Origin of the sequence: Corynebacterium sp. AOP40-9SA-29 (assembly GCF_052377405.1) — a bacterium.
GTDB lineage: Bacteria > Actinomycetota > Actinomycetes > Mycobacteriales > Mycobacteriaceae > Corynebacterium.
Genome location: NZ_JBQSWR010000004.1, coordinates 54,439 through 73,350, shown reverse-complemented (window position 1 = coordinate 73,350; position 18,912 = coordinate 54,439). Strand labels below are relative to the sequence as shown.

The following is an 18,912-nucleotide window of genomic DNA, read 5'->3' as shown; positions in this document are numbered from 1 at the left end:
ACCATGTCACGTGATCCCCGAGACCCCACCGTCCGTATCGGCGATGCCGACCGCGAGGCCGCGCTGTCGGTCCTGGCCGTCCACTTTGCCGACGGCCGGATCACACTGACCGAGTACGACGACCGCTGCCGCGAGGCCGCAGCCGCGCAGACCAGGCAGGAACTGGACGTCCTCTTCCACGACCTACCCGCGCTGCCGAACCAGTCCGGCCAACCCGGTGCGTCCGTGTCCGTCTACTCCGCCGGAGAACTCGCCGAGCAGCACCGCCGCGGCGCACGCCCCCGGGCCGGCATCATGGCGCTGACCACCCTCGGATCACTCGCCGGGGCCATCGCCCTGGGCAACGACGCCTCCGCGCTTCTGCTCCTGCTCATCCCCGCGGTCGCGGTCCTGCTGTACGTGCTGAAGGTCGGTCCGGAGTCCTGGCACACCCCCAGCCCCGAGGCGTTGGAGCGAGCCAGGATGCGTCGGCTGCGCCGCGAACACCGGCTGGCGTTGGAGGAGCAGCAGCACACCCAGCAGCTCGCCCTCGAAGAGCAGAAGGCGCGGCGCAAACTGCGCACCTCGGAGATGACCGGCGACGCCGTGGACATGGCACAGCGGGCGATGAAGGGAGCCGTCGGACGATTCGGGCCGCGCCGCGGCGGCGGCAGTGACGGCCCCAGCGACGGAACCGGTACTACTGGTCGCTGAGGGTGATGAACTGGTCGATGACCCCGGCGAACATCCGGATGCCCACCGGCAGGCACGCCTCGTCCAGCACGATATTGGGCTGATGCAGGTCGGGCTTCTCCCCCCTGCCCGTCCACGCGCCCAGGCGCGCCATCGCACCGGGCACGTGCTCCAGGTACCAGCTGAAGTCCTCGCCGCCGGAGGACTGCGGAGCCTCCTGTAGCGCGTGCGGGTCGACGTCCTTCACGGCCTGCGCCATGACGGCGGTACAGGCGTCGTCATTGGTCACCGGCGGCACACCCTTGGTGTAGCGAATCTCCGCGGTCGCACCGGTCGGAGCCAGGATCTGCTCCACGAGCTGGGGGAACAGCGCGTCCAGCTCCCGCCAGACGGTGGGGCTGCCGGTGCGCAGCGTGCCCAGCAGCGTGGCCTCCTGGGGAATGGCATTGAAGGCGGACCCGCCGTTGACCGCGCCGAAGGTCAGCACGGTGCCGGTGCGGGGATCCACGCGCCTGGACAGCAGTCCGGGCAGCTGAGTAATCAGCAGGCCGACGGCGTAGATCACGTCGGCGGTGAGGTGCGGACGGCTGGTGTGCCCACCTGCCCCACGCACCACCAGCTCCACGACGTCCGTGGCGGAGGTGATCGCACCGGTACGCACACCGATCTGCCCGGCGCGCAGCTTCGGCTCGGCGTGCACAGCGAAGATGTGGCTGACGCCCTCGAGGGCACCGGCGCGGATGACATCGGTCGCCCCGCCGTCAAGCACCTCTTCTGCGGGCTGGAAGATGCAGCGTACCCGCTGGGTGAGGCCGTGGTCGCGGTCGTACTCCGCCAGGGCGCAGGCCAGGCCGAGCACCACGGTGGTGTGGATGTCGTGACCGCAGGCGTGCATCACCCCAGGGGTGGTGGAGGCGAAGTCGAGGCCGGTGACCTCGTTGAGCGGCAAGGCGTCGATGTCGGCGCGGAAGGCGACGGCGGGGTCTGCGTCCTGCGTGTCCTCTGCGTCCTGCGTGCCCTGCCCACCGATGTCGACGGTGACCCCGGTGCCCGGGAGCCGGCGCGGCGACAGGCCGGCGTCGGTGAGCCGGTCGACGATGAACTGCGTCGTCGCGGTCTCGCGGTGGGACAGTTCCGGGTGGGAGTGAAAGTGGCGCCGCCAGCCGATCACCGTGTCATGGTTGTCGACGGTCCAGGCGGCGACGGCGTCGGCCACCGGGACGGAGTCGGCGGAACCGAGGGTGCTCTCTGAGGCCACTGGGGCGGTGCTCCTTCATGGTGAAGATCGTGTCGGGATGCTGCGCGGGACAGCCGTTCCCGGCCATCCTCACCACTCTAGTCACTGAACCCCTCCTCTCCTACCCCGGCCCACCTGACGCCCGCCGCGCCCTATGCTGGGCCGCATGACCGACACGAAGGACACGAACGTCACGACCGTCACACCAGACCCGGCCGCGACCGCCCGGCAGGCGGCCACCGAGATCGCGCGCAGGACGGGACGGGCCGCGCACGACGTCGCCGTCGTGCTCGGCTCGGGCTGGCGTCCCGCCGCCGACGTGCTGTGCGGCGGGAACGGCGGCGAGGTAACCGAGTTCCCGATGGCCGAGTTGCCCGGTTTCCTGCCGCCCACGGCCGAGGGCCACGGCGGCACGGTACGCAGCCTGGAGGTCGGCGGGCTGCGCGTCCTGGTGATGCTGGGACGTACCCACGCCTACGAGGGGCACCCGCTGTGGCGGACGGTGCACGCGGTGCGCACCGCGGCGGCGTGTGGCGTCCGGCGGTTGGTGCTCACCAATGCCGCCGGCGGGCTCGCCGAGGGCATGGAGGTCGGCGAGCCCGTGCTGATCAGCGACCACCTCAACATGACCGGACGCACCCCGCTGGTGGGCGCGGACTTCGTCAACCTCGTCGACGCCTACTCCCCTACCCTGCGCGCCCTGGTCCAGGATCTGCGTCCGGGCACGCGCGAGGACGTGTACGCGATGATGCCCGGGCCGCAGTACGAGACGCCGGCGGAGATCCGCATGCTGCGCACCCTCGGTGCCGGGCTGGTCGGGATGTCGACGGTGTACGAGACCATCGCCGCCCGCGCCGAGGGGGTGGAGGTTCTGGGGTTGTCGCTGGTGACGAACCTGGCGGCCGGCATCACCGGCGAACCGCTGAACCACGAGGAGGTGCTCGCCGCGGGCGCGGCGTCGGCGACGGAAGTCGGCGGACTGCTTCGCACACTGCTCGAAAGGCTCTCAGACACAGTGGACACGACAGGAACGGAGACCACGCGATGAGCACGACGTTGAGATTCGGTACGGCCGGTCTGCGCGCCCCGGTGGGCTCGGGGCCCGACCGTATGAATGTGTCCACGGTGACGCGGGCGACCGGCGGCGTTGCCGCCTGGTTGAAAGAACGGCAAGAACGGCAAGAACGGCAGGACGGCCCCATCAGCGTCGCCGTGGGCTACGACTCGCGCTACGGCTCACACGCCATGGCGCGTGCGGCGGCCGAAACCTTCGCCGGGGCGGGGTTCGACGTCACGCTGATCGCCCACCCGGCTCCCACCCCGGTGATCGCGTGGCTGGTGAAGCACCGCGGGCTCGACGCGGGCGTGCAGATCACCGCGAGCCACAACCCGCGCGGCGACAACGGCTACAAGCTCTACCTCGCCGGCGGGTCGCAGCTGGTCAGCCCGGCGGACCGGGAGATCGAGGCGCACATCGACGCCCAACCCGCCGCGCCGGACGTGCCCCGCTCCACTACGGTGTCCCTGGATCTCGGGGCGGTCGACGGCTACGTCTCCGCCGTCGCCGCGCCCCTGGCGTCCGGCGAGGGGAAGGTGCTCGCGGCACGTCGTGACCTGCGGGTTCTCTACACCGCCCTGCACGGGGTGGGCGGCAGCACGCTGGAGGAGTCCTTCCGCAGCGCCGGGTTCAACCGGCCGGACACGGTGGTGCCGCAGCGCTGGCCCGACCCCGAGTTCCCCACCGTCGACTTCCCCAACCCGGAGGAGCCGGGCGCGTGCGACCTGCTGCTGGCGCAGGCGTCCGCCGCATCATCCGATCAGCGTCCTGACCTGCTGGTCGCGCTCGACCCGGACGCCGACCGCTGCATGCTCGGCATTCCGGACGCTTCGGCGCCGCTGGGTTACCGGATGCTGCGCGGCGACGAGACCGGGCCGCTGCTCGCGCAGCGGGCGCTGGAACACAATGGCGCTGGGGGCGCTGGAAGCACAGGGAACACACCCGTCGTCGCGACGACGGTGGTGTCGTCCTGCCTGCTGGGGCGCATTGCCGCGGCCCGCGGCTGGGAGTTCCGCGAGACGATGACCGGCTTCAAGAACCTCTCCCGCGCCGCCGACGGCACTGACGGCGAGCTCGCCTACGCCTATGAAGAGGCGATCGGCACCTGCCCGTTCCCGCAGGTCGTCGCGGACAAGGACGGTTTCGCCACCGCGCTGCTCGCCGCCACCTGGGCCGCGGAGCTCAAGGACCGCGGCACCTCACTGCAGGACGAGCTCGACCGGCTCGACGCCGAATTCGGCCCGGTGCGCACCGCGCAGATCTCGGTGCGTTGCGACTCCACGCAGGACGCCGCGACGCTGGTCGCCGACTGGGCGCAGTCGCCGCCGGCGGGCCTGGCGGCCGGCGGCGACGCGGGCGGGATGGACGTCGGGGCACTCGACGGCACCGACAGCGCCAACGCGGCGTCCGGCGTGCGGTTGACCTGGACGTCCGACGACGGCCTGGGGTACCGAGTCATCGCCCGGGCGTCCGGCACGGAGCCGAAGGCGAAGTTCTACCTCCAGGTCGCCGGCGGGCCGGACGACGGAATCGCTGCGGTGGAGTCCGCGCTGGCTGAACTCGCCGCCACGGTGCGCCAGGCTGTGCCGGGTAGCTAGCCCTGCGCTAACCCAAGTCGATGTTGCGGGGGCCGTAGAGCCGGTCGCCGGCGTCGCCCAGGCCGGGGACGATGTAGGCATTGTCGTCGAGTTCGGGGTCGACGGTGGCGGTGACCAGGCGCTTCACCGGGTAGCCGGAGTCACGCACCGCCTCCACACCCGGCACGGCGGCGACCATGCAGACCACCACGATGTCCGTCGCGCCACGCTCCGCGACCAGGCGCAGACCGTGCAGCAGGGAACCACCGGTGGCCAGCATCGGGTCCACCAGGAACACGGTGCGGTCCGACAGATCGTCCGGCAGGGCCTCGAGGTAGGGCACGGGTTCATGGGTCTGCTCATCGCGCGCCATGCCCAGGAAGCCGACCTGTGCGTCCGGAATCATCGACAGGGCGGGGTCGATCATGCCGAGCCCGGCGCGGATGATCGGCACGATGATCGGCGGGTTCGCCAGACGCCGCCCCGTCGCCGTCGCCACGGGGGTTTCCACGGCGAACTCCTCGGTCGGCAAGTCGCGGGACGCCTCGTAGACCAGCATCGCGCCGAGGTCGGCGAGTGCGCCGCGGAAGGCGACATTGTCCGTTCGCGCGTCCCGCATGATCGTCAGCCGCGAGGCTGCCAGCGGGTGGTCGACCTGCACAACCTCCATGCCGCTCGATGCCGTGTCCTGCCTGCTTCCCTGTGATTCCTCCATGCCCTCCAAAATAGCCCACCGTCCGGGGAACCTCCGAGCCCGCCGGCGAGTCTCTCTCACCATGGCACCCGCACACGAGTCCCCGACCCCCGCAGCGACCGGCCTGGTGGCGGACGTGGAGGCACTGGCCTCCGCCGCGTCCCACGCAGGTCGCGTCGCCGACCTGCTCACCTCCGGCACCCCCGGCAGTACTCCGGGCGTCCCGCCAGTACTCCCCGCCCTCGTCCCGCAGGCAGCGGGGCTGGTCGCCGCGCTGCAACGCGCCCGCGGGCGGCAGGCGGACGCTCTGGCGGGGTTCTCCGGTTTCTACCGGGCCAGCGCCTCCTCACTCGACACCACCGCCGGGAACCTGGCGGACGGCGAGGCGGGTTCTGCGGCCGGCTTCGCCTCCACGTGGCAAGGGGCTAGCGCATGACGGACGTGCTCAGCCTGGTCGAACCGGTGCGTCGGCTGGTGCCGGCGGCGGCGTCGACGGGCAGTCACCCGCTCGCCGCCCTGCTGGTGGACGCCGGGACGTCCGGCCTCGCAGGCCAGTTGGCCCAGCAGCTCCCTGCCCTGGTGGACGCCGCCCTACGTGGCGCGGCAGGCACCGCCGCCGTTGACCGGCTCGTCGGGGCCGGCACGGACACCACCGAGATCTTCCGCCTCGTCGGGGAGGTCGAGGCCGTTGCTCAGGAGGCAGCCGCGGCCGTTGGACGCGCCACGGCGGACATCACGCTCATCGTCGAGCAATGCATCCGGCAGATCATGGTGACGGTCATCAGTGCGCCGCTCTCCCCCGCCGCCCCCGCCGCGGCACTGCAGATCGCCTGCCTGCACCTCGCCCGCGCCCAGGAACGCCTGCAGCTCCTCGGCGCGGAACTCGCCGAACTCACCGCCCGCGTCGACGTCACCGACGCCGCCCTACCGGTGGTACCGCCGTCGCCGGACGCCCTGGCGGCAGGAGCACCTGCAGCGTCTGCTGCGCCCGCTGCTACAGCGGCCTCCCCACCGCCGGACGTCGCCGGCGGCGCTGATGCGTCCGGAGCGTCCGACGTGCCCGAAGCGTCCGACATGGCGGGCGCGCCCACCCCGCAGGCCGCGGCGGCCGTGGAGGCGGCGAAGTCGGCGATCGGCACGCCCTACGTGTGGGGCGGCACGTCCCCAGCCACCGGCGTGGACTGCAGCGGACTGACCCAGTGGGCCTACGGGCAGGCCGGCGTGGACATTCCCCGCACCGCCGACCAGCAAGCCATCGGCACTCCCGTGGGCGCCGACGATCTCGCCCCCGGCGACCTGGTGGTGTGGGACGGGCACGTCGCCATGGTCACCGGCGACGGGCAGATGATCGAGGCCGGCGACCCTGTCCAGGTCAACCCCGTGCGCACCGAGAACATCGGCATGGGATTCCTCGGCTTCTACCGGCCGACCGCCTGAGGAGGGTGAGAATTCGATGACCTACGACCACACCGGCCAGAGCCACCAGAGCAGGCTCGGAAGGCTGGGCCGCCGGGCGCAGCGCCGAGGCCTCGCCCGGATCGTCACCACGCCGGCCAGCGCCGAATACAACGTCGAGCAGTTCCTGGGTGAACCGCCGCCGACCGTGCCGCCGGTGTTGAAAGCCGACCTCTTCACTTCGACCGGTGCACACGGTGGTCCGGTCATCGACCCGGGCCACGCTTCCCGCTAAAATCTGTCGTCATGGCAGACAACGGAATCGTCACCCTCGAGCTCGAGACCACCGCCGGCACGTACTACACGCTGTGGGCCCCAGGCTGGGTGTCGCGCGGCGAACAGTGGCAGGCATTTCTCGGCGACGAGTCCGGGGTCTTCGCGTTCACCTCGCCGGCCGAACTGCTGGCCTGCATCACCTCGACGTCCTCCCACGACCTGGCCGACCACCCCGCCTGGGCGTCCTTCATGGACGGCGCGGAAGCGCGCGTGACCCCGCGCAAGGGCGGACGGATCAGCTTCGTCGAACTGCCGAACAACCTGGCCGGACGACCGTCCTTCGAGAACACCCGGACGGTGGCCAACGCCTTCCAGGTGCTGCGCTCGCTCGGCGTCGTGTGCGGCATCAATCGCATCAACCGGTGGTTCCACTCCTACTCCGTGCTGTCGAACGTCAGCCGCGGCCAGGACCACTATGCCGGGGAGAACGGCCTGGCCGAGTGGTCGAGCGTGGGGCTGACCGTGCGTGACAACTGGGTCGAACTCACCGATGACATTGACGAGGCGCTGGTCACGCCGGATCTTGGGGAGGATGCCGAGGCGCTTATCGCCGACGCGCAGGCGCGCATCGACGCGGCCGCCGAGAAGGCTGAGGCCAGTGAGAAGGCTGGGTCGGACGAGAAGGCTGGCGACGAGGCTGCCGGTGCCGCAGGTGCTGCGGGTGCCGCGGCAGGCTCGGACGATGAGACTGCCAATGATGACGCGGTCGACCCGTACGACTCCACCCCGTGGGGCCGGGCAGGCATCGACCCGATCCGGGTCACGGTGGACGGGACCTCGGTCTACACCCTGCGCTGCTACGTTGGCGACCGCTCCCCGGTGTTCCTGGGACACCTCGGCGAGATCAATACCTTCCCGTCCTCACGGTCGTTGGTGCGGTGGATCGTCGATGCGAAGGACCACGACCTCGCCGACATGGAGACCTGGGGCGACCTGGTGACCCTGGCCAACGCCGGGGAACTGGAGGTGGAGGTCCACCCCTCGAACGTCTACGGATTCACCGGGCTGCGCTCCGATATCACCGAGGGCATCGAGGCGGTCGACACCGACCAGTTGGGCCGGGCTTACGAGCTGTTGGCCGACGCCGCCGATTGGGCGAAGGACGACGGGGTGAACAAGGTCCTGCTCGCCTACCCGCGCCTGCAGGACTACATCGCCTACATGCTGGGCTCCCCTTCTGCGGCGACCCCGACGCCCCCCTTCGATGAAGAGGCCAACGGGTGGACGCGGCTGGAGGAGAACCTGACCGCCCGTTTCACGAAGTTCTGAATGTTCTGAGGTATCGGAAACTTTCTTCCCCTAGCCTCTTGACGAACACCCTTTCGAACATTACTGTTAGTTGGCAGATAAAAGATTCATGTAGGGCGGGCCAACGGAACACATGATCGAAGGGGGTGGCGGGGATGTCAGAGGTAGAACCACCAGCAGGCCTGGTCGGGTCGACCGCCGACCTCCTCGAAGCGGTGGAGCGGCTCGATGCCGCAGCGGAGGACGTCATCGCCTCCGGCCCGGACGTCTGGTCCAGGCTCGAGGAGTCCGCCAGGCTGCAAGCGGTGCAGAAGCTGGAACGTGCCCGCAAGAAGCTCGCACTAGCGGATTCCGCATTCATCTCCGCCCACGAGGCTGATCTCCCCGCCGGACCGCAGCGACGCGCCCGGGCACTGTGCGAGATCCTCAACACCACCCTCCGCGATGCAAAGACCCGTCTCACCGGCTGGTCTCGCACCGCCGAACGGCCCGACCCTTGGGGGCCGGATCCCACCGCGCCGCACGTTGAGCACATGCCGCACCTGACCAAACTGGTCGAAGAAGGCCTGCTCGACGCCACCGGGATAGAGAAAGCCGACCGGCAGATCCGGGCGCTGCCGGCCGCGATCCAGCCGGAGATCACTCGCATCGCCGATGAACCCGTCGCCGACCTTGCCAGGAAACAGGGCCCGGACATCCTCGACTCCCTGCGCAACTTCCTCCTGGACCTCGTCGGGGCCGACGAGCCCTATACCGAGAAAGACCACCGCAGGATGCGGTCTCTGACGCTCGGGAAGCAGGGCGTCGACGGCATGACGTCGATCCGCGGCACCCTGACCCCGCACCTCGCCGCGTCGATGCAGCGTCTCATGGCCGACCACGCCAAAACTGGTGACCTTCTGGACGAAGATGCCGCCGCCGAGGACACCCGCACCCCAGAGCAGCGCCGTCACGACGCGCTCGCCGCTGCCGTCCACTCCGGCTACGGCCCCGGACGTGCCCTGAACCCCGGTCGTGGTGCGACGACGATCGTCGCTGTGATGCCCGTCGAACAATTCATCGCACGTACCGGGACCGCGCTGACGGACGTGGGCGTGCACGTCCCAGCATCCACACTGCTGGAAGATACCGACCGCCTGGAGACCTGCCTGCAGGTTCTCGACGTGGACGGCAGCACGCTGTGCTTCGGCCGGTCCCGCAGACTCGGGAGCCTGGACCAGTACCTCGCCCTCGTCGGCGAGGAGGGCATCAGTTCGGCTCCGGGCACCGACAGTGCCCCTGCGCACTGCCACGTCCACCACATCGACGGGTGGAGCGCAGGTGGCGAGACCGACCTCGAGAACCTCACGTTGGTCTCACCCGCTATGCACGCCCGGGTGGATGATTCCCGCACGAATCCGGACCGATGGTGGACCATCCCGGCGGAAGATGGCACCGGGCGCCGGGTCATCTGGACACCGCCCGTCGGCGAGGATCCGACACGCAGTCCTGTACACAATGACCACCCCACGGTGCGCCGCCACCCCGGTGCCGCGAGGCGCCGCCTCTACCGTGATCAACTGCGCAAGAGGACGGGAAAGAAGAAACCGGGGAGCACTGGGAGTAAAGATACGACAACCAGTGGTGACCCGCCCTAACCCACCAGCAACTCCGGCTGGAGTTAAGGCCGCTCGGCGGTGCCTATGCCAGTCGCGGTGTCCTGTGCCGGCTGCTGCTCCGGCGTGCGCTGCACCGACGGCGCTCCCTTCAGTGCGTCGTCGTCAGGAGGATTCGACCACGGATAGGCCGAACGCAGGGCGAAGTACGCGCCCAGCACCAGCAGAAGAAGGCCAGCAACGAGCACCACGTACTCCCCCGGCCCGGTCGTCGTGTGAACGGACCCGAGCAAGGATCGCAAGAGTTCAGTGCTCTGCCCTCCTGCACCGTCATCGGCCGGGAGGAACTCATCCTCCACCCCGAGTGCCGTCACCAACCCGTAGACCGCATACCCGACGAAACCAGCACCGCAGGCAGCGACCACGATAGAAGCCACACGCCGCAGCGCGGTGAATCCGATGAGCACAGCTGCGGCCAGCACGAGCAGTAGCAGCCCACAGGCCAGTGACAGAAGCGTCGCGTCCACCCGGATTTCCTGCAGACCGATCGCCCGGAAAGCACCGGTGATCATGCCGAAACCGGAGACTGTGAACACCATGTCGGAGTCCTCGGCCGCGGGCGAGCCGGCTGCTCCGGTGGCGGCTGCGGAGACAATCGTCCTACCCCAGGGCAGCGCAAGCCCCACGACAGCCAGCAAGGCGAGCACAACCGTCGCCGCAGCAACGACCAGATGGTGGGTCGCCAGTGCGTGGAGCTGACCGAGAACCACCCGCCCCCTCGAGCGGGTTGCCGTCGCGTCCTGCCTACCGGTGTCCGTCAAACTACTGCTCCGAGTGCTTATCGGGTGCCACGATCTTACGAATTCCCCAGATGATCTCATTGATGCTGACCCACGTGGCGACGTGGGCGAGGGTGAACAGCGTGGCCTTCAACACGGAAAGCTCAGGGCTCACGTCGCTGACCCCAGCGGTCAGCAGGACGATGAGCGGGTAGATCATGCCGACGACGATGACTGCCAGCAGCGAGAGGTAGAGCTTCGACTCGCTGCGGGACCGTGAGCCGACACCCCAGGTGCTCGTGTCGAGCTGAGAGGTCTGGCGCGGTGCTTGACCGGGAGCCTGACCGGGTGCCTGACCCGGTGACTGCTGGAACTGGTTATTCGGTGCCGCGTGCTGTGGGCCGCGGTAGCCACCGGGTGCGGGTGACGACGGGGACGCAGCGGGACGCTGCCACGCGCTCGGCGCCGGCGCCGCCGGAGCGTCCTGCGCGTCCTGCGCGTCCTGCACGTCCTGCGCTTCCGGCGCGGCATACGGTTCCGGCACGTCCGGCGCATCCTGCTCTGCCGGAGCGTCCTGCGCTGCCTCCGTGTGAGGCTCGCTCAGGTCCGTGGCGGCCGTGGAAGCTGTGGACGCCGTGGCGTCCGGGGTCAGCTCCGGTTCCGGGTCCGGCACGATGGCGGTTTCCCGCGTGGCGTCCTGGTCAATATCGTGCCCGATACCAGGGCCAGCGCCAGGGCCGGCACCAGGGTCGACGAGGTCGCGTCCGCCGGACACCCCCGGCGACTGCGTGTCCGCGAGGTCGTGCAGCCACCGGATGTTCACCACATTGTCCTGCGGCCCGTTGAGCGCCGACTCGTAGAGGTCACGCTTGTACGGGTCCCCGAGGATCGCCCGGGCGGTCTGCATCTGGTCGACCTCGGGCGTGTCAGCACCGAATCCCCGCGCACGCAGGTCAGCAAGACGAGAGTCGAGGACATCTGCGATCTCGCGCGGCGGCATGTCCGCGTCCAGCCGCAGTTCGGTGTACAGGTTGTAGTTCGCCATGGGAGTCCTTGTCTCTATCGGCCGTTTCTGGTCCGTCACTGGTCCGTCTCTGGGGCGTTCAGGGGCACTTTAATACATCACTCTGGCAATCGAACACCAGGAAACCGGAAAAACCCTTCACATCACCAGCCGATCAGCATACGGGCATGCCCTGGATAACGTCGAGTGCCGAGGCGGCGTCGTCCACCGTCTCCCCCGTCAGCAGCATGGCGTACCGGGTACGGTCTGCGGACTGCGGGAAGACTGACATCGCGCCGCCGGTCTCGGCGGCCTCGACCGTCCTGATCCGGCAGCCGTCGTACTCGAATGGCTCGGCACCTGTCGTGGGGATGTAGGCGGCCCGGACGTCCTCGCTGCCGAAGTCGACGACGGCCATGGTCAGTCCGTCGCCGCGACAGGTCACGCGGGCATCCTCCTCGCCGCGGGCATCACTGCTGTTGCAGGTCATCCCCTGCCACCCGCTTTCGCCTTGCCGGTCAGGCAGGAGTTTGGGGAAGGCGTTGACGATCCTGGCGTCGTTGGCGTCCCACGCTGGGGTCGCGATGTGGCGGTAGCCGAGGAACCCGCCGACACCGAGCACGACGAGTAGGGCGAGGACGCCAAGCACGACGACGGGTGTGCGCGACGCGCTGCGTCGGCCGGACGCTCCGGACGCTGCCGCTGCCGGCGCGGGTGCCCAGCTCACCGGGGTCTCGCGCGTCTGCGCGTCCTGCCTGCCGGCGCCAGCTGCACCGGCGGGGGCGGCGAGCGCGTCGAGGAAGGCCACGGCGGTCGGGTACCGACGCCCGGGGTCGTTGTCCAGCGCCCGGCGCAGCACCGAGGTGATGTGCGCGGCGGCCGGGCCGTCCTGCGGTGCCAACGCCTCGGCGGTAAGCGTGGGCAGTTTCCGTTCGCCCCGCCATGCGGTCATGGACATCGTGTCGCGGAACGCAGTGAGGGTGAGCATCTCCAGGGCGATCAGTGCGAGTGCGTAGCGGTCGGTCGCCGCGTTGTAGTCCACCATGTGCGCGCCATAGGTGGAGGCCGTGGTGAAGATCTCCGGGGCCATGTACTTCTCCGTGCCGATCACCATGCCGGTGGAGGTCACCCGGGTGTCGTCGCCGGCGATGCTGATGCCGAAGTCGGTGAGCAGCGCCGTCGTGCCCACGCTGGAGTGCGGGTCGCGGGGAAGCAGGATATTCGCCGGTTTGAGATCGCGGTGCACCACCGGCGGGTTTCGGTGATGGATGTGGTCCAGGGCCTCGGCGATAGGACGCAGGATGTCGCACGCCTCGTCGACGCTGAAGCGCCGCCCGGTGGTCCGACGATCGGCCAATGCTTCGGCCAGGTCACCGCCGTCGACGTAGTCCATGACGAAGTAAGCGGCCGTGCCGGTGGCCGACAGCGCGTCAGCAGAATCGGCGTAGTGGATATTGACCACGGAGGTGTGGCGGATCGTGGCCAGCGTCCTCATCTCCGCGAGGAAGCGCTGGTAACCGTCCCCACCATCGGGCCCACCCCGCCCGACGATCTCCGGACGGATCGCCTTCACCGCCACCCAGCGGTGTAGCCCCCGGTCGTAGGCACGGTAAACGTGCCCCATACCGCCCTGGCCGATCGGCGTGAGGTCGGTGAGGTTGCGCCGGGACTCAAGTTCGGCGGCGAGCCAGGCGAGACCGTCCCCGCTGGAGTTACTGTCGGCCTCTCCCCAGCCGCTCACCTGTCGTCCTCGGAACTCCACGTGAAGTCGCGGGAGGACAGCTCCTTACCTGAGCCATCGATGACCCGGACGCCCGACGCGGTGAGTTCCACGCGCGAGCCGTTGCGATCCAGGGTGTTGGTCACCCACCGACCCGAACTGACGCGGTCCATGTCGATGTCGTATTCGGCGGCCTGATCGTTGTAGTACCCCCGGTAGTAGAGGCCACCGCGTTCCCCGACGCGGCAGATCACCGCGTAGTCGTCGCCATTGGTCCCGGCGTAGACCCACTGGTCGGAGGATTTACACGACGCATCAGTCACACCGCGCCACCCCTGTGAACTCAGGTTCGACGGTGTGTTGGTCGTGCTGGGCGTGCTCGGGGAGCTGGGTGTGCTCCGCGTGCTGGGGTCCGGCGATGAGGGGGACGCTTGGCTCTCGGTGGTCTCGGTCGCCTCAGTGGTCTCAGTGGTCGCGGTGTCCTCGGAGTCCCCGCTGGGACCGTCCGACTCGGGGACCGCGGTGAAATGCGGCGAGGAGCCGTCGTCGCCGGACGCATCGTCGCTGGAGTTGTTCCACATGAGCATGCCGGCGGCGATGAGCCCTACGACCAGGACGACGGCGACGATGGCCGCCACGATGATGCCGGTGGCGAGACCCCCTGCGCCGCCTGACCTACCGGTGTTCCCGGTGTTCCCGGTGTTCCCGGTACCGAGATCCTCCTGCGTCCAGGGGTTGCCGCCGGAGGCAGGTGCGCCCCAGTCGTTGTTCCCCACTCCGTCTCCTCCGTATCCTCGCGAACCTCGCAGTCCCCGCTGTCCTCACTGCGCGGGGCGCGGTCAGCCTTGTCTCCTGAGAGACCAGTAGTTTTCCTGAGCATACCTGGCCAATGCAAGACGCCTGGTCGGGGCATTGCCGTTACGGGCGGAGAATCCGGTCACGCCACTGCCCTCAAGGGCCTTGGAAAGGTAGTCGATCTTGGTGTTCACCTTCTTCTGTGACCATCCCAGGGTCTGTTCCAGGTCCTTCACGGTCGGTACCTCGGACAGGTCCGTCCCGGGGCGGCGGACCAGGGGCTCGGCGAGCGCGCGCAGCAGGTTGACCTGTTCCTCGTTGAAGATCAGCTCCCCGACGGTCAACGGCGCTCCGGCCGCAGGTCCAGTGGCGGCCGTCCCGGCCGGCGGCTTCAGGGTGGCGGCGACGGTGAGGTCGAGTTCGTAGGTGGTCACCGAGGTAGCGAAAACCACCGCGGACTCCCCCAGCGGCAGCGGCAGGCTAGCACCGGGCCCCAGCCGGCTCTGGCTGAAGGAGTTATGCGCCCTCGGCTGAATATTGGCCGTGAGACGTTTGCCGCAGTTGGTGATCATCCACGTGCCGTCGGAGTCCCAGATCTGCAGGAAACGACGGTGCATGAACTCGTCGTCGGGCCCCAGGGGGAACTCCGCGGCGCGTCCAAGGGTGAGCGACTGACCGGGGCGGAGCGCGACTCGGTGGCCGATCTGGTCGTCGATGAGGACCTGGCCGGGCAACAGGCTGGGAAACGTCATACCGCCATAGTCCTACCGTTCGAGCTCATGCGCCAGCGAATCAAGTTCCCCACCACCGGCCATCTCCAGGGTGAGCTGCTCGAGAGTGACCTCGTCGCGGGCGGCGTCGAGCACGCTGCCACCCAGATTCAGCAGGACGAAACGGTCCCCCACCAGGTATGCGTGGTGCGGGTTGTGGGTGATGAGGATGACCCCGACGCCCTCGTCGCGAGCGGCGGCGATGAACTTCAGCACCATGCCAGATTGTTTCACGCCGAGGGCGGCGGTGGGTTCGTCGAGAATCAGGACGCGGGCGCCGAAGTACAGGGCGCGCGCGATCGCGACCACCTGGCGCTGCCCTCCGGACAGCGAGGCGATCGGCACCGAGACGTCCTTCAGGTCGACGCCCATGCGCTGCAGGCGCTCGGCGGTGATCTCCCGCATCTGCGCCTCGCGCAGGACGCCGAAGCGTCCGGTCATCTCCTGGCCGAGGAAGAAGTTGCGCCACACGGGCATCTGCCCGACGACGGCGAGGTCCTGGTAGACGGTCGCGATGCCGTGGGCCAGTGCGTCGCGCGGGTTGGCGAAGTTCACGGGTTCGCCGTCGACGAGGATTTCTCCGTCGGAGGGGCTGTGCAAGCCGGCGAGCGTCTTGATCAGGGTGGATTTGCCGGCACCGTTGTCGCCGAGGACGCAAGTGACGCTGCCTTCCCGGACGGACAGGTTGATGTCGTCGAGGGCGCGGAAGGCGCCGTAGCTCTTGCCGATGCCGCGGAGCTCGATTACGGGACTAGTCACTGTCGGGCCTCCGAGTACTTCGAGAAGGAGTTATTGGCGAGCACGGCGAGCAGCAGCACACCGCCGAGGAAGAACTTGAACCAGTCCGGGTTCCACCCGGCGTAGACGATGCCCTGGTTGGTCATGCCGAAGATCAGGGCGCCGATGGCGGTACCCACGGCGGTCCCCTTGCCACCGGTCATCGCGCACCCGCCGACGACGGCGGCGATGATGTAGAGGAACTCATTGCCCACGCCCTGGCCAGCCTGGATGGAGTCGAACTGGTAGAGGTTGTGCTGGCCGACGAACCAGCATGACGCGGCGACGGTCATGAACAGGATGATCTTCACCCGGTCGACGGGCACGCCGACGGCGCGGGCGGCGTCCTTGTTCCCTCCGACGGCGAAGATCCAGTTGCCGAAGCGGGTCTTGAACAGCACCCAGCTGGCCACCGCGACGAAGAACAGCCACCAGAACACGGTGACCTGCACGGTCACGCCGAAGATGTGGACGGAGCCGGCGAAGAGCCGGCGGCAGAACTCGTAGCCCTGCATATCCGAGATCACCGGGGTGGCGACCTGGTCGTTGACGAGTTTCGTGATCGCGAGGTTCAGGCCCTGCAGCATGAGGAAGGTGGCCAGGGTGATCAGGAAGCTGGGGATGCCGGTGCGGGTGACCATCCACCCGTTGAAAAAGCCGATGGCCAGGGCAACGATCAGTGCCAGCAGAGAGCCGACCCAGGTCTGCAGGTGGAAGTTGTAGGCGATCATCGTGGCCGCCAGTGCCGTGGTGGTCACCGCGACGCCGGTCGACAGGTCGAACTCGTCACCGATCATCAGCAGGCCCACGGCCAGTGCCACGATGCCCAGCGTGGAGGACGTGTACAGCACGGTGGCGACGGCATCCATCGAGCGGAAACTGGGGGCGACGACGAGGAAGAGGATGAAGATCGCCACCGCACCGATCAGGCTGGCGAACTCGGGGCGGCGCAACAGGGAGGTCAGTCGGGTCCCGGTCATCGCAGGCCCTCCTTCGCGGCGTCGGCGATGGTGTCGATGTTGGACTCGTCGACGAAGCTCGGGCCGGTGTACACAGGACGCCCGCCACCGACGGTGGTGCCGTTGCGCTTCGCCAGCCACAGGGCGTCGACGGCCATGTAGCCCTGCAGGTAGGGCTGCTGGTCAACGGCGAAGCTGACGCGTCCGTCGCGGATAGCGGGGACGAGTTCGGCGTTGGTATCGAAGGTGCCGATGTTGACGTCCGCCCCGGTGTCCTCCGCGGCGTCGGCGACGACGAGGGAGACCGGCGTGACCAGACCCATGACCCAATCGATCGAACTGTCCTGAGCCAGCTTGGACTGCACGGTGGACTTCACCGAGGTGAGGTCCTGCCCGTTGACGTAGAGGATCTCCACGGAACCGCCGGTGAGTCCCTCGTCGATGCCGGCGCAGCGGGCCTCCTGGGAGGAGTTGCCCTGTTCATGAACCACGCACAGGGTCTTCTTCGCCCCCTCCTCCTGGAGACGTTCGCCGGCCTTCTGCCCGGCGACGGCTTCGTCCTGGCCGAAGAAGCCGGTCAGCCCGTAGCGCTCGTAGTCCTCCATGCCGGCGTTGAGGCCAACGACAGGGATCCCTGCATCCACGGCACGCTGGGCGGCCGGCCCGATGGCATTGGCGTTGGGCATGGTCAGCGCGATCCCGTCGACGTTGGAGTCGATGGCGGACTGCACCAGGCTGGCCTGGTTCGGTGCCTGCGGGTCGGAGCTATAGCGCAGCTCGATGTTGTCCTTCTTGGCCGCGTCCTCCGCGCCCTTGCGCACGAGGTCCCAGTAGGTGTCGCCGGGCGCACCGTGGCTGACCATGGAGACCACATAGCGCGGGGTGTCGACGGTGCCGCCACCACTTTCCCCCTCCGAGGCCCGGGGTGCGCCACCGGTGGCGGAGCAGCCGGCGACGGCGAGTGCTGTGGTCAGTCCGACGGTCGCGGTGGCGGCGGTCAGGACGGTGCGGAGCCGCTTCTTGAAAGTCACAATGCGCTAGTCAATGCCTCTGAAGCGGTTAAGTCAAACCGGCTGACCTGCGACTTTACCGATCCAGTTGATCGGTTCAGGTGGGTTTACCTGCGGCGGGGCGAACTGGACCTTCGCCTTCTTATGCCTTCCTTGGCCTCCCTCGCCACCTTGAGCCCTCAGGTCGAATCCGAGGCCCCACGGCGACCTGAGGGCTCAAGGTGGGAGCAGGCTCCCGCCCGGCCCACCGTGGACCATCACCACTGAGCGCGTCGACAGCGTGAGCCCCATCCGCCTTCGAGCCCCAGCCTTGCAGAGAGGCTACCTACTTCCCCTTCTGACGAACGGACACTAGGTAGAAAACGCCCAGAGCAATCGAAATAATGGAAAGGATGATCGCAAAGTACCAGCCCGCCCCTAGAGCAGAGTCCGCAATGGGCCGCCTAAATATAGGATCCGACACTATCGATTTCGCAGAATCCTCCGCCTCGGACAAGAACGCAAGAACCACCAGAGAATTAAGGAGCTGCACGCCGCCGGAAATCATCACTAGCAAAGCAGGGATTTTAGATCCCGCCCATATCAAGGATGATACGATCGCGCCAATAATCAAGCCCATCGATACCACGGCCAATAACAAAGGCACGACAGAACCTTCCAGTATCGTACCTCCGGTCACACCAAAACCATTAAAGAAGTCTTCCCGGCCCCCGAACCCATCGAACGAATTACCCCATTGCACAGAAACCACGACCCAATCCATCATGTAGGACACAAAGGAAAGAACAAGTAGGACCGCTGCCGAACCCGCCAAAACCTTCGGGCTCATTCCAGTAGCGAAACGTTCCGCGATACTACCGTTTTTTGGCGTATCCCCTACCGTCGAGCTGTATCCGCGGTTTTCCCCCTGATCAGAATATCGCGGCGGCGTCGCGAAAGTTGATCCCGAAGTTCCAGAGTTATTAGGGTATCCTGATTCCACCTGTCCCCACGAAGCGTTCGCATTGACCACGGGAGAACTGAGCGTATCGTCGTGGCTTGCCGCTTCTTGATTCCTTCCGCCGGACATCTGACTTTCCGAGCGGACCGAACGGAACTCTGATGGGCGTCGGGCTGACCGTGGGGCGGATGCTCGTGGCCCCGCGGTCTCGCTATCAGCGTAGGAGACCCATCGATCGCCTGATGATGTCGATTGCCTGCGTTGTGCGCGTTGTTCCGAAGTAGGGTCCGGGGTGACACGATTCGTCCGGTCGTCGGCGTCATCTGTTCTTCTCCATCGTCCGGGGGG

Annotated in this window: 19 protein-coding genes; 8 read left to right on the top strand and 11 right to left on the bottom strand. The window is 68.1% G+C overall.

All coding sequences use genetic code 11. From position 1 onward, the window contains the following. Positions 1 to 3: 3 nt before the first annotated feature. On the top strand, positions 4 to 693 hold the full coding sequence (locus ACT3SZ_RS08565; protein WP_444618135.1) for a DUF1707 SHOCT-like domain-containing protein: 690 nt from the start codon (positions 4 to 6) through the stop codon (positions 691 to 693). Here ACT3SZ_RS08565 and ACT3SZ_RS08560 read toward each other — a convergent pair. Beyond that, on the bottom strand, positions 680 to 1,930 hold the full coding sequence (locus tag ACT3SZ_RS08560) for an amidohydrolase (protein WP_444618134.1): 1,251 nt from the start codon (positions 1,928 to 1,930) through the stop codon (positions 680 to 682). The two genes, ACT3SZ_RS08565 and ACT3SZ_RS08560, sit on opposite strands and share 14 nt — an antisense overlap. Before the next feature lie 145 nt (positions 1,931 to 2,075). Between ACT3SZ_RS08560 and ACT3SZ_RS08555 the strand changes: the two genes are divergently transcribed. Together ACT3SZ_RS08555 and ACT3SZ_RS08550 are read left to right on the top strand one after the other, a co-directional pair. Then, complete coding sequence (locus tag ACT3SZ_RS08555) at positions 2,076 to 2,957, top strand: purine-nucleoside phosphorylase (RefSeq protein ID WP_444618133.1); 882 nt, start codon at positions 2,076 to 2,078, stop codon at positions 2,955 to 2,957. Beyond that, positions 2,954 to 4,564, top strand: coding sequence for a phospho-sugar mutase (locus ACT3SZ_RS08550; protein ID WP_444618132.1), 1,611 nt, complete (start codon positions 2,954 to 2,956; stop codon positions 4,562 to 4,564). Before ACT3SZ_RS08555 ends, ACT3SZ_RS08550 begins: the two co-directional genes overlap by 4 nt. 7 nt (positions 4,565 to 4,571) lie before the next feature. Here the strand turns inward: ACT3SZ_RS08550 and upp are convergent, their stop codons facing one another. Continuing rightward, the gene (gene upp, locus ACT3SZ_RS08545; RefSeq protein WP_444618342.1) at positions 4,572 to 5,213 is read right to left on the bottom strand and encodes a uracil phosphoribosyltransferase; all 642 of its coding nucleotides are present in this window, start codon (positions 5,211 to 5,213) and stop codon (positions 4,572 to 4,574) included. Between the two features lie 106 nt (positions 5,214 to 5,319). Between upp and ACT3SZ_RS08540 the strand changes: the two genes are divergently transcribed. The 5 genes from ACT3SZ_RS08540 to ACT3SZ_RS08520 all read left to right on the top strand — a co-directional run bounded on the left by ACT3SZ_RS08540 (position 5,320) and on the right by ACT3SZ_RS08520 (position 9,853). Further along, the gene (locus ACT3SZ_RS08540) at positions 5,320 to 5,673 is read left to right on the top strand and encodes a hypothetical protein (RefSeq protein WP_444618131.1); all 354 of its coding nucleotides are present in this window, start codon (positions 5,320 to 5,322) and stop codon (positions 5,671 to 5,673) included. Beyond that, entirely contained in the window at positions 5,670 to 6,674 is a 1,005-nt protein-coding gene (locus ACT3SZ_RS08535) for a C40 family peptidase (RefSeq protein WP_444618130.1), read from the top strand. The genes ACT3SZ_RS08540 and ACT3SZ_RS08535 overlap by 4 nt, the downstream gene beginning before the upstream one ends. Positions 6,675 to 6,690: 16 nt before the next feature. Continuing rightward, complete coding sequence (locus tag ACT3SZ_RS08530; RefSeq protein WP_444618129.1) at positions 6,691 to 6,927, top strand: hypothetical protein; 237 nt, start codon at positions 6,691 to 6,693, stop codon at positions 6,925 to 6,927. An 11-nt stretch (positions 6,928 to 6,938) separates the two neighbouring features. Continuing rightward, a complete protein-coding gene (locus tag ACT3SZ_RS08525; protein ID WP_444618128.1) occupies positions 6,939 to 8,237 on the top strand; it encodes a hypothetical protein in 1,299 nt (432 codons plus the stop codon). A 134-nt stretch (positions 8,238 to 8,371) separates the two neighbouring features. Further along, a complete protein-coding gene (locus ACT3SZ_RS08520; protein ID WP_444618127.1) occupies positions 8,372 to 9,853 on the top strand; it encodes a DUF222 domain-containing protein in 1,482 nt (493 codons plus the stop codon). Positions 9,854 to 9,876: 23 nt separating this feature from the next. On the opposite strand, the gene ACT3SZ_RS08515 is transcribed toward ACT3SZ_RS08520, so the two are convergent. From ACT3SZ_RS08515 to ACT3SZ_RS08475, 9 genes are all read right to left on the bottom strand, one after another. Continuing rightward, on the bottom strand, positions 9,877 to 10,632 hold the full coding sequence (locus ACT3SZ_RS08515; RefSeq protein ID WP_444618126.1) for a Trp biosynthesis-associated membrane protein: 756 nt from the start codon (positions 10,630 to 10,632) through the stop codon (positions 9,877 to 9,879). 1 nt (position 10,633) lies between these two features. Next, positions 10,634 to 11,635 (bottom strand): hypothetical protein, encoded by a 1,002-nt coding sequence (locus ACT3SZ_RS08510; protein ID WP_444618125.1) that lies wholly within the window; start codon positions 11,633 to 11,635, stop codon positions 10,634 to 10,636. Positions 11,636 to 11,768: 133 nt separating this feature from the next. Beyond that, positions 11,769 to 13,334, bottom strand: coding sequence for a serine/threonine-protein kinase (locus ACT3SZ_RS08505; RefSeq protein ID WP_444618124.1), 1,566 nt, complete (start codon positions 13,332 to 13,334; stop codon positions 11,769 to 11,771). Further along, positions 13,331 to 14,089, bottom strand: coding sequence for a hypothetical protein (locus ACT3SZ_RS08500; protein WP_444618123.1), 759 nt, complete (start codon positions 14,087 to 14,089; stop codon positions 13,331 to 13,333). Before ACT3SZ_RS08500 ends, ACT3SZ_RS08505 begins: the two co-directional genes overlap by 4 nt. A 63-nt stretch (positions 14,090 to 14,152) precedes the next feature. Then, positions 14,153 to 14,860: a hypothetical protein gene (locus ACT3SZ_RS08495; RefSeq protein WP_444618122.1), complete on the bottom strand. Its 708-nt coding sequence runs from the start codon at positions 14,858 to 14,860 to the stop codon at positions 14,153 to 14,155. A gap of 12 nt (positions 14,861 to 14,872) precedes the next feature. Continuing rightward, positions 14,873 to 15,637 (bottom strand): ATP-binding cassette domain-containing protein, encoded by a 765-nt coding sequence (locus ACT3SZ_RS08490; protein WP_444618121.1) that lies wholly within the window; start codon positions 15,635 to 15,637, stop codon positions 14,873 to 14,875. Continuing rightward, the gene (locus tag ACT3SZ_RS08485) at positions 15,634 to 16,635 is read right to left on the bottom strand and encodes an ABC transporter permease (protein WP_444618120.1); all 1,002 of its coding nucleotides are present in this window, start codon (positions 16,633 to 16,635) and stop codon (positions 15,634 to 15,636) included. The genes ACT3SZ_RS08490 and ACT3SZ_RS08485 overlap by 4 nt, the downstream gene beginning before the upstream one ends. Beyond that, entirely contained in the window at positions 16,632 to 17,645 is a 1,014-nt protein-coding gene (locus ACT3SZ_RS08480) for a substrate-binding domain-containing protein (protein WP_444618119.1), read from the bottom strand. The genes ACT3SZ_RS08485 and ACT3SZ_RS08480 overlap by 4 nt, the downstream gene beginning before the upstream one ends. 304 nt (positions 17,646 to 17,949) lie before the next feature. Then, complete coding sequence (locus ACT3SZ_RS08475; protein ID WP_444618118.1) at positions 17,950 to 18,636, bottom strand: hypothetical protein; 687 nt, start codon at positions 18,634 to 18,636, stop codon at positions 17,950 to 17,952. Between the last annotated feature and the right edge of the window lie 276 nt (positions 18,637 to 18,912).

Excerpts from the sequence above, each read along its gene's own strand:
- ACT3SZ_RS08565 (WP_444618135.1), top strand. The coding sequence starts at position 4 with ATGTCACGTGATCCCCGAGACCCCACCGTCCGTATCGGCGATGCCGAC.
- ACT3SZ_RS08555 (WP_444618133.1), top strand. The coding sequence starts at position 2,076 with ATGACCGACACGAAGGACACGAACGTCACGACCGTCACACCAGACCCG.
- ACT3SZ_RS08550 (WP_444618132.1), top strand. The coding sequence starts at position 2,954 with ATGAGCACGACGTTGAGATTCGGTACGGCCGGTCTGCGCGCCCCGGTG.
- upp (WP_444618342.1), bottom strand. The coding sequence starts at position 5,213 with ATGGAGGTTGTGCAGGTCGACCACCCGCTGGCAGCCTCGCGGCTGACG.
- ACT3SZ_RS08540 (WP_444618131.1), top strand. The coding sequence starts at position 5,320 with ATGGCACCCGCACACGAGTCCCCGACCCCCGCAGCGACCGGCCTGGTG.
- ACT3SZ_RS08535 (WP_444618130.1), top strand. The coding sequence starts at position 5,670 with ATGACGGACGTGCTCAGCCTGGTCGAACCGGTGCGTCGGCTGGTGCCG.
- ACT3SZ_RS08530 (WP_444618129.1), top strand. The coding sequence starts at position 6,691 with ATGACCTACGACCACACCGGCCAGAGCCACCAGAGCAGGCTCGGAAGG.
- ACT3SZ_RS08525 (WP_444618128.1), top strand. The coding sequence starts at position 6,939 with ATGGCAGACAACGGAATCGTCACCCTCGAGCTCGAGACCACCGCCGGC.
- ACT3SZ_RS08520 (WP_444618127.1), top strand. The coding sequence starts at position 8,372 with ATGTCAGAGGTAGAACCACCAGCAGGCCTGGTCGGGTCGACCGCCGAC.
- ACT3SZ_RS08510 (WP_444618125.1), bottom strand. The coding sequence starts at position 11,635 with ATGGCGAACTACAACCTGTACACCGAACTGCGGCTGGACGCGGACATG.
- ACT3SZ_RS08495 (WP_444618122.1), bottom strand. The coding sequence starts at position 14,860 with ATGACGTTTCCCAGCCTGTTGCCCGGCCAGGTCCTCATCGACGACCAG.
- ACT3SZ_RS08485 (WP_444618120.1), bottom strand. The coding sequence starts at position 16,635 with ATGACCGGGACCCGACTGACCTCCCTGTTGCGCCGCCCCGAGTTCGCC.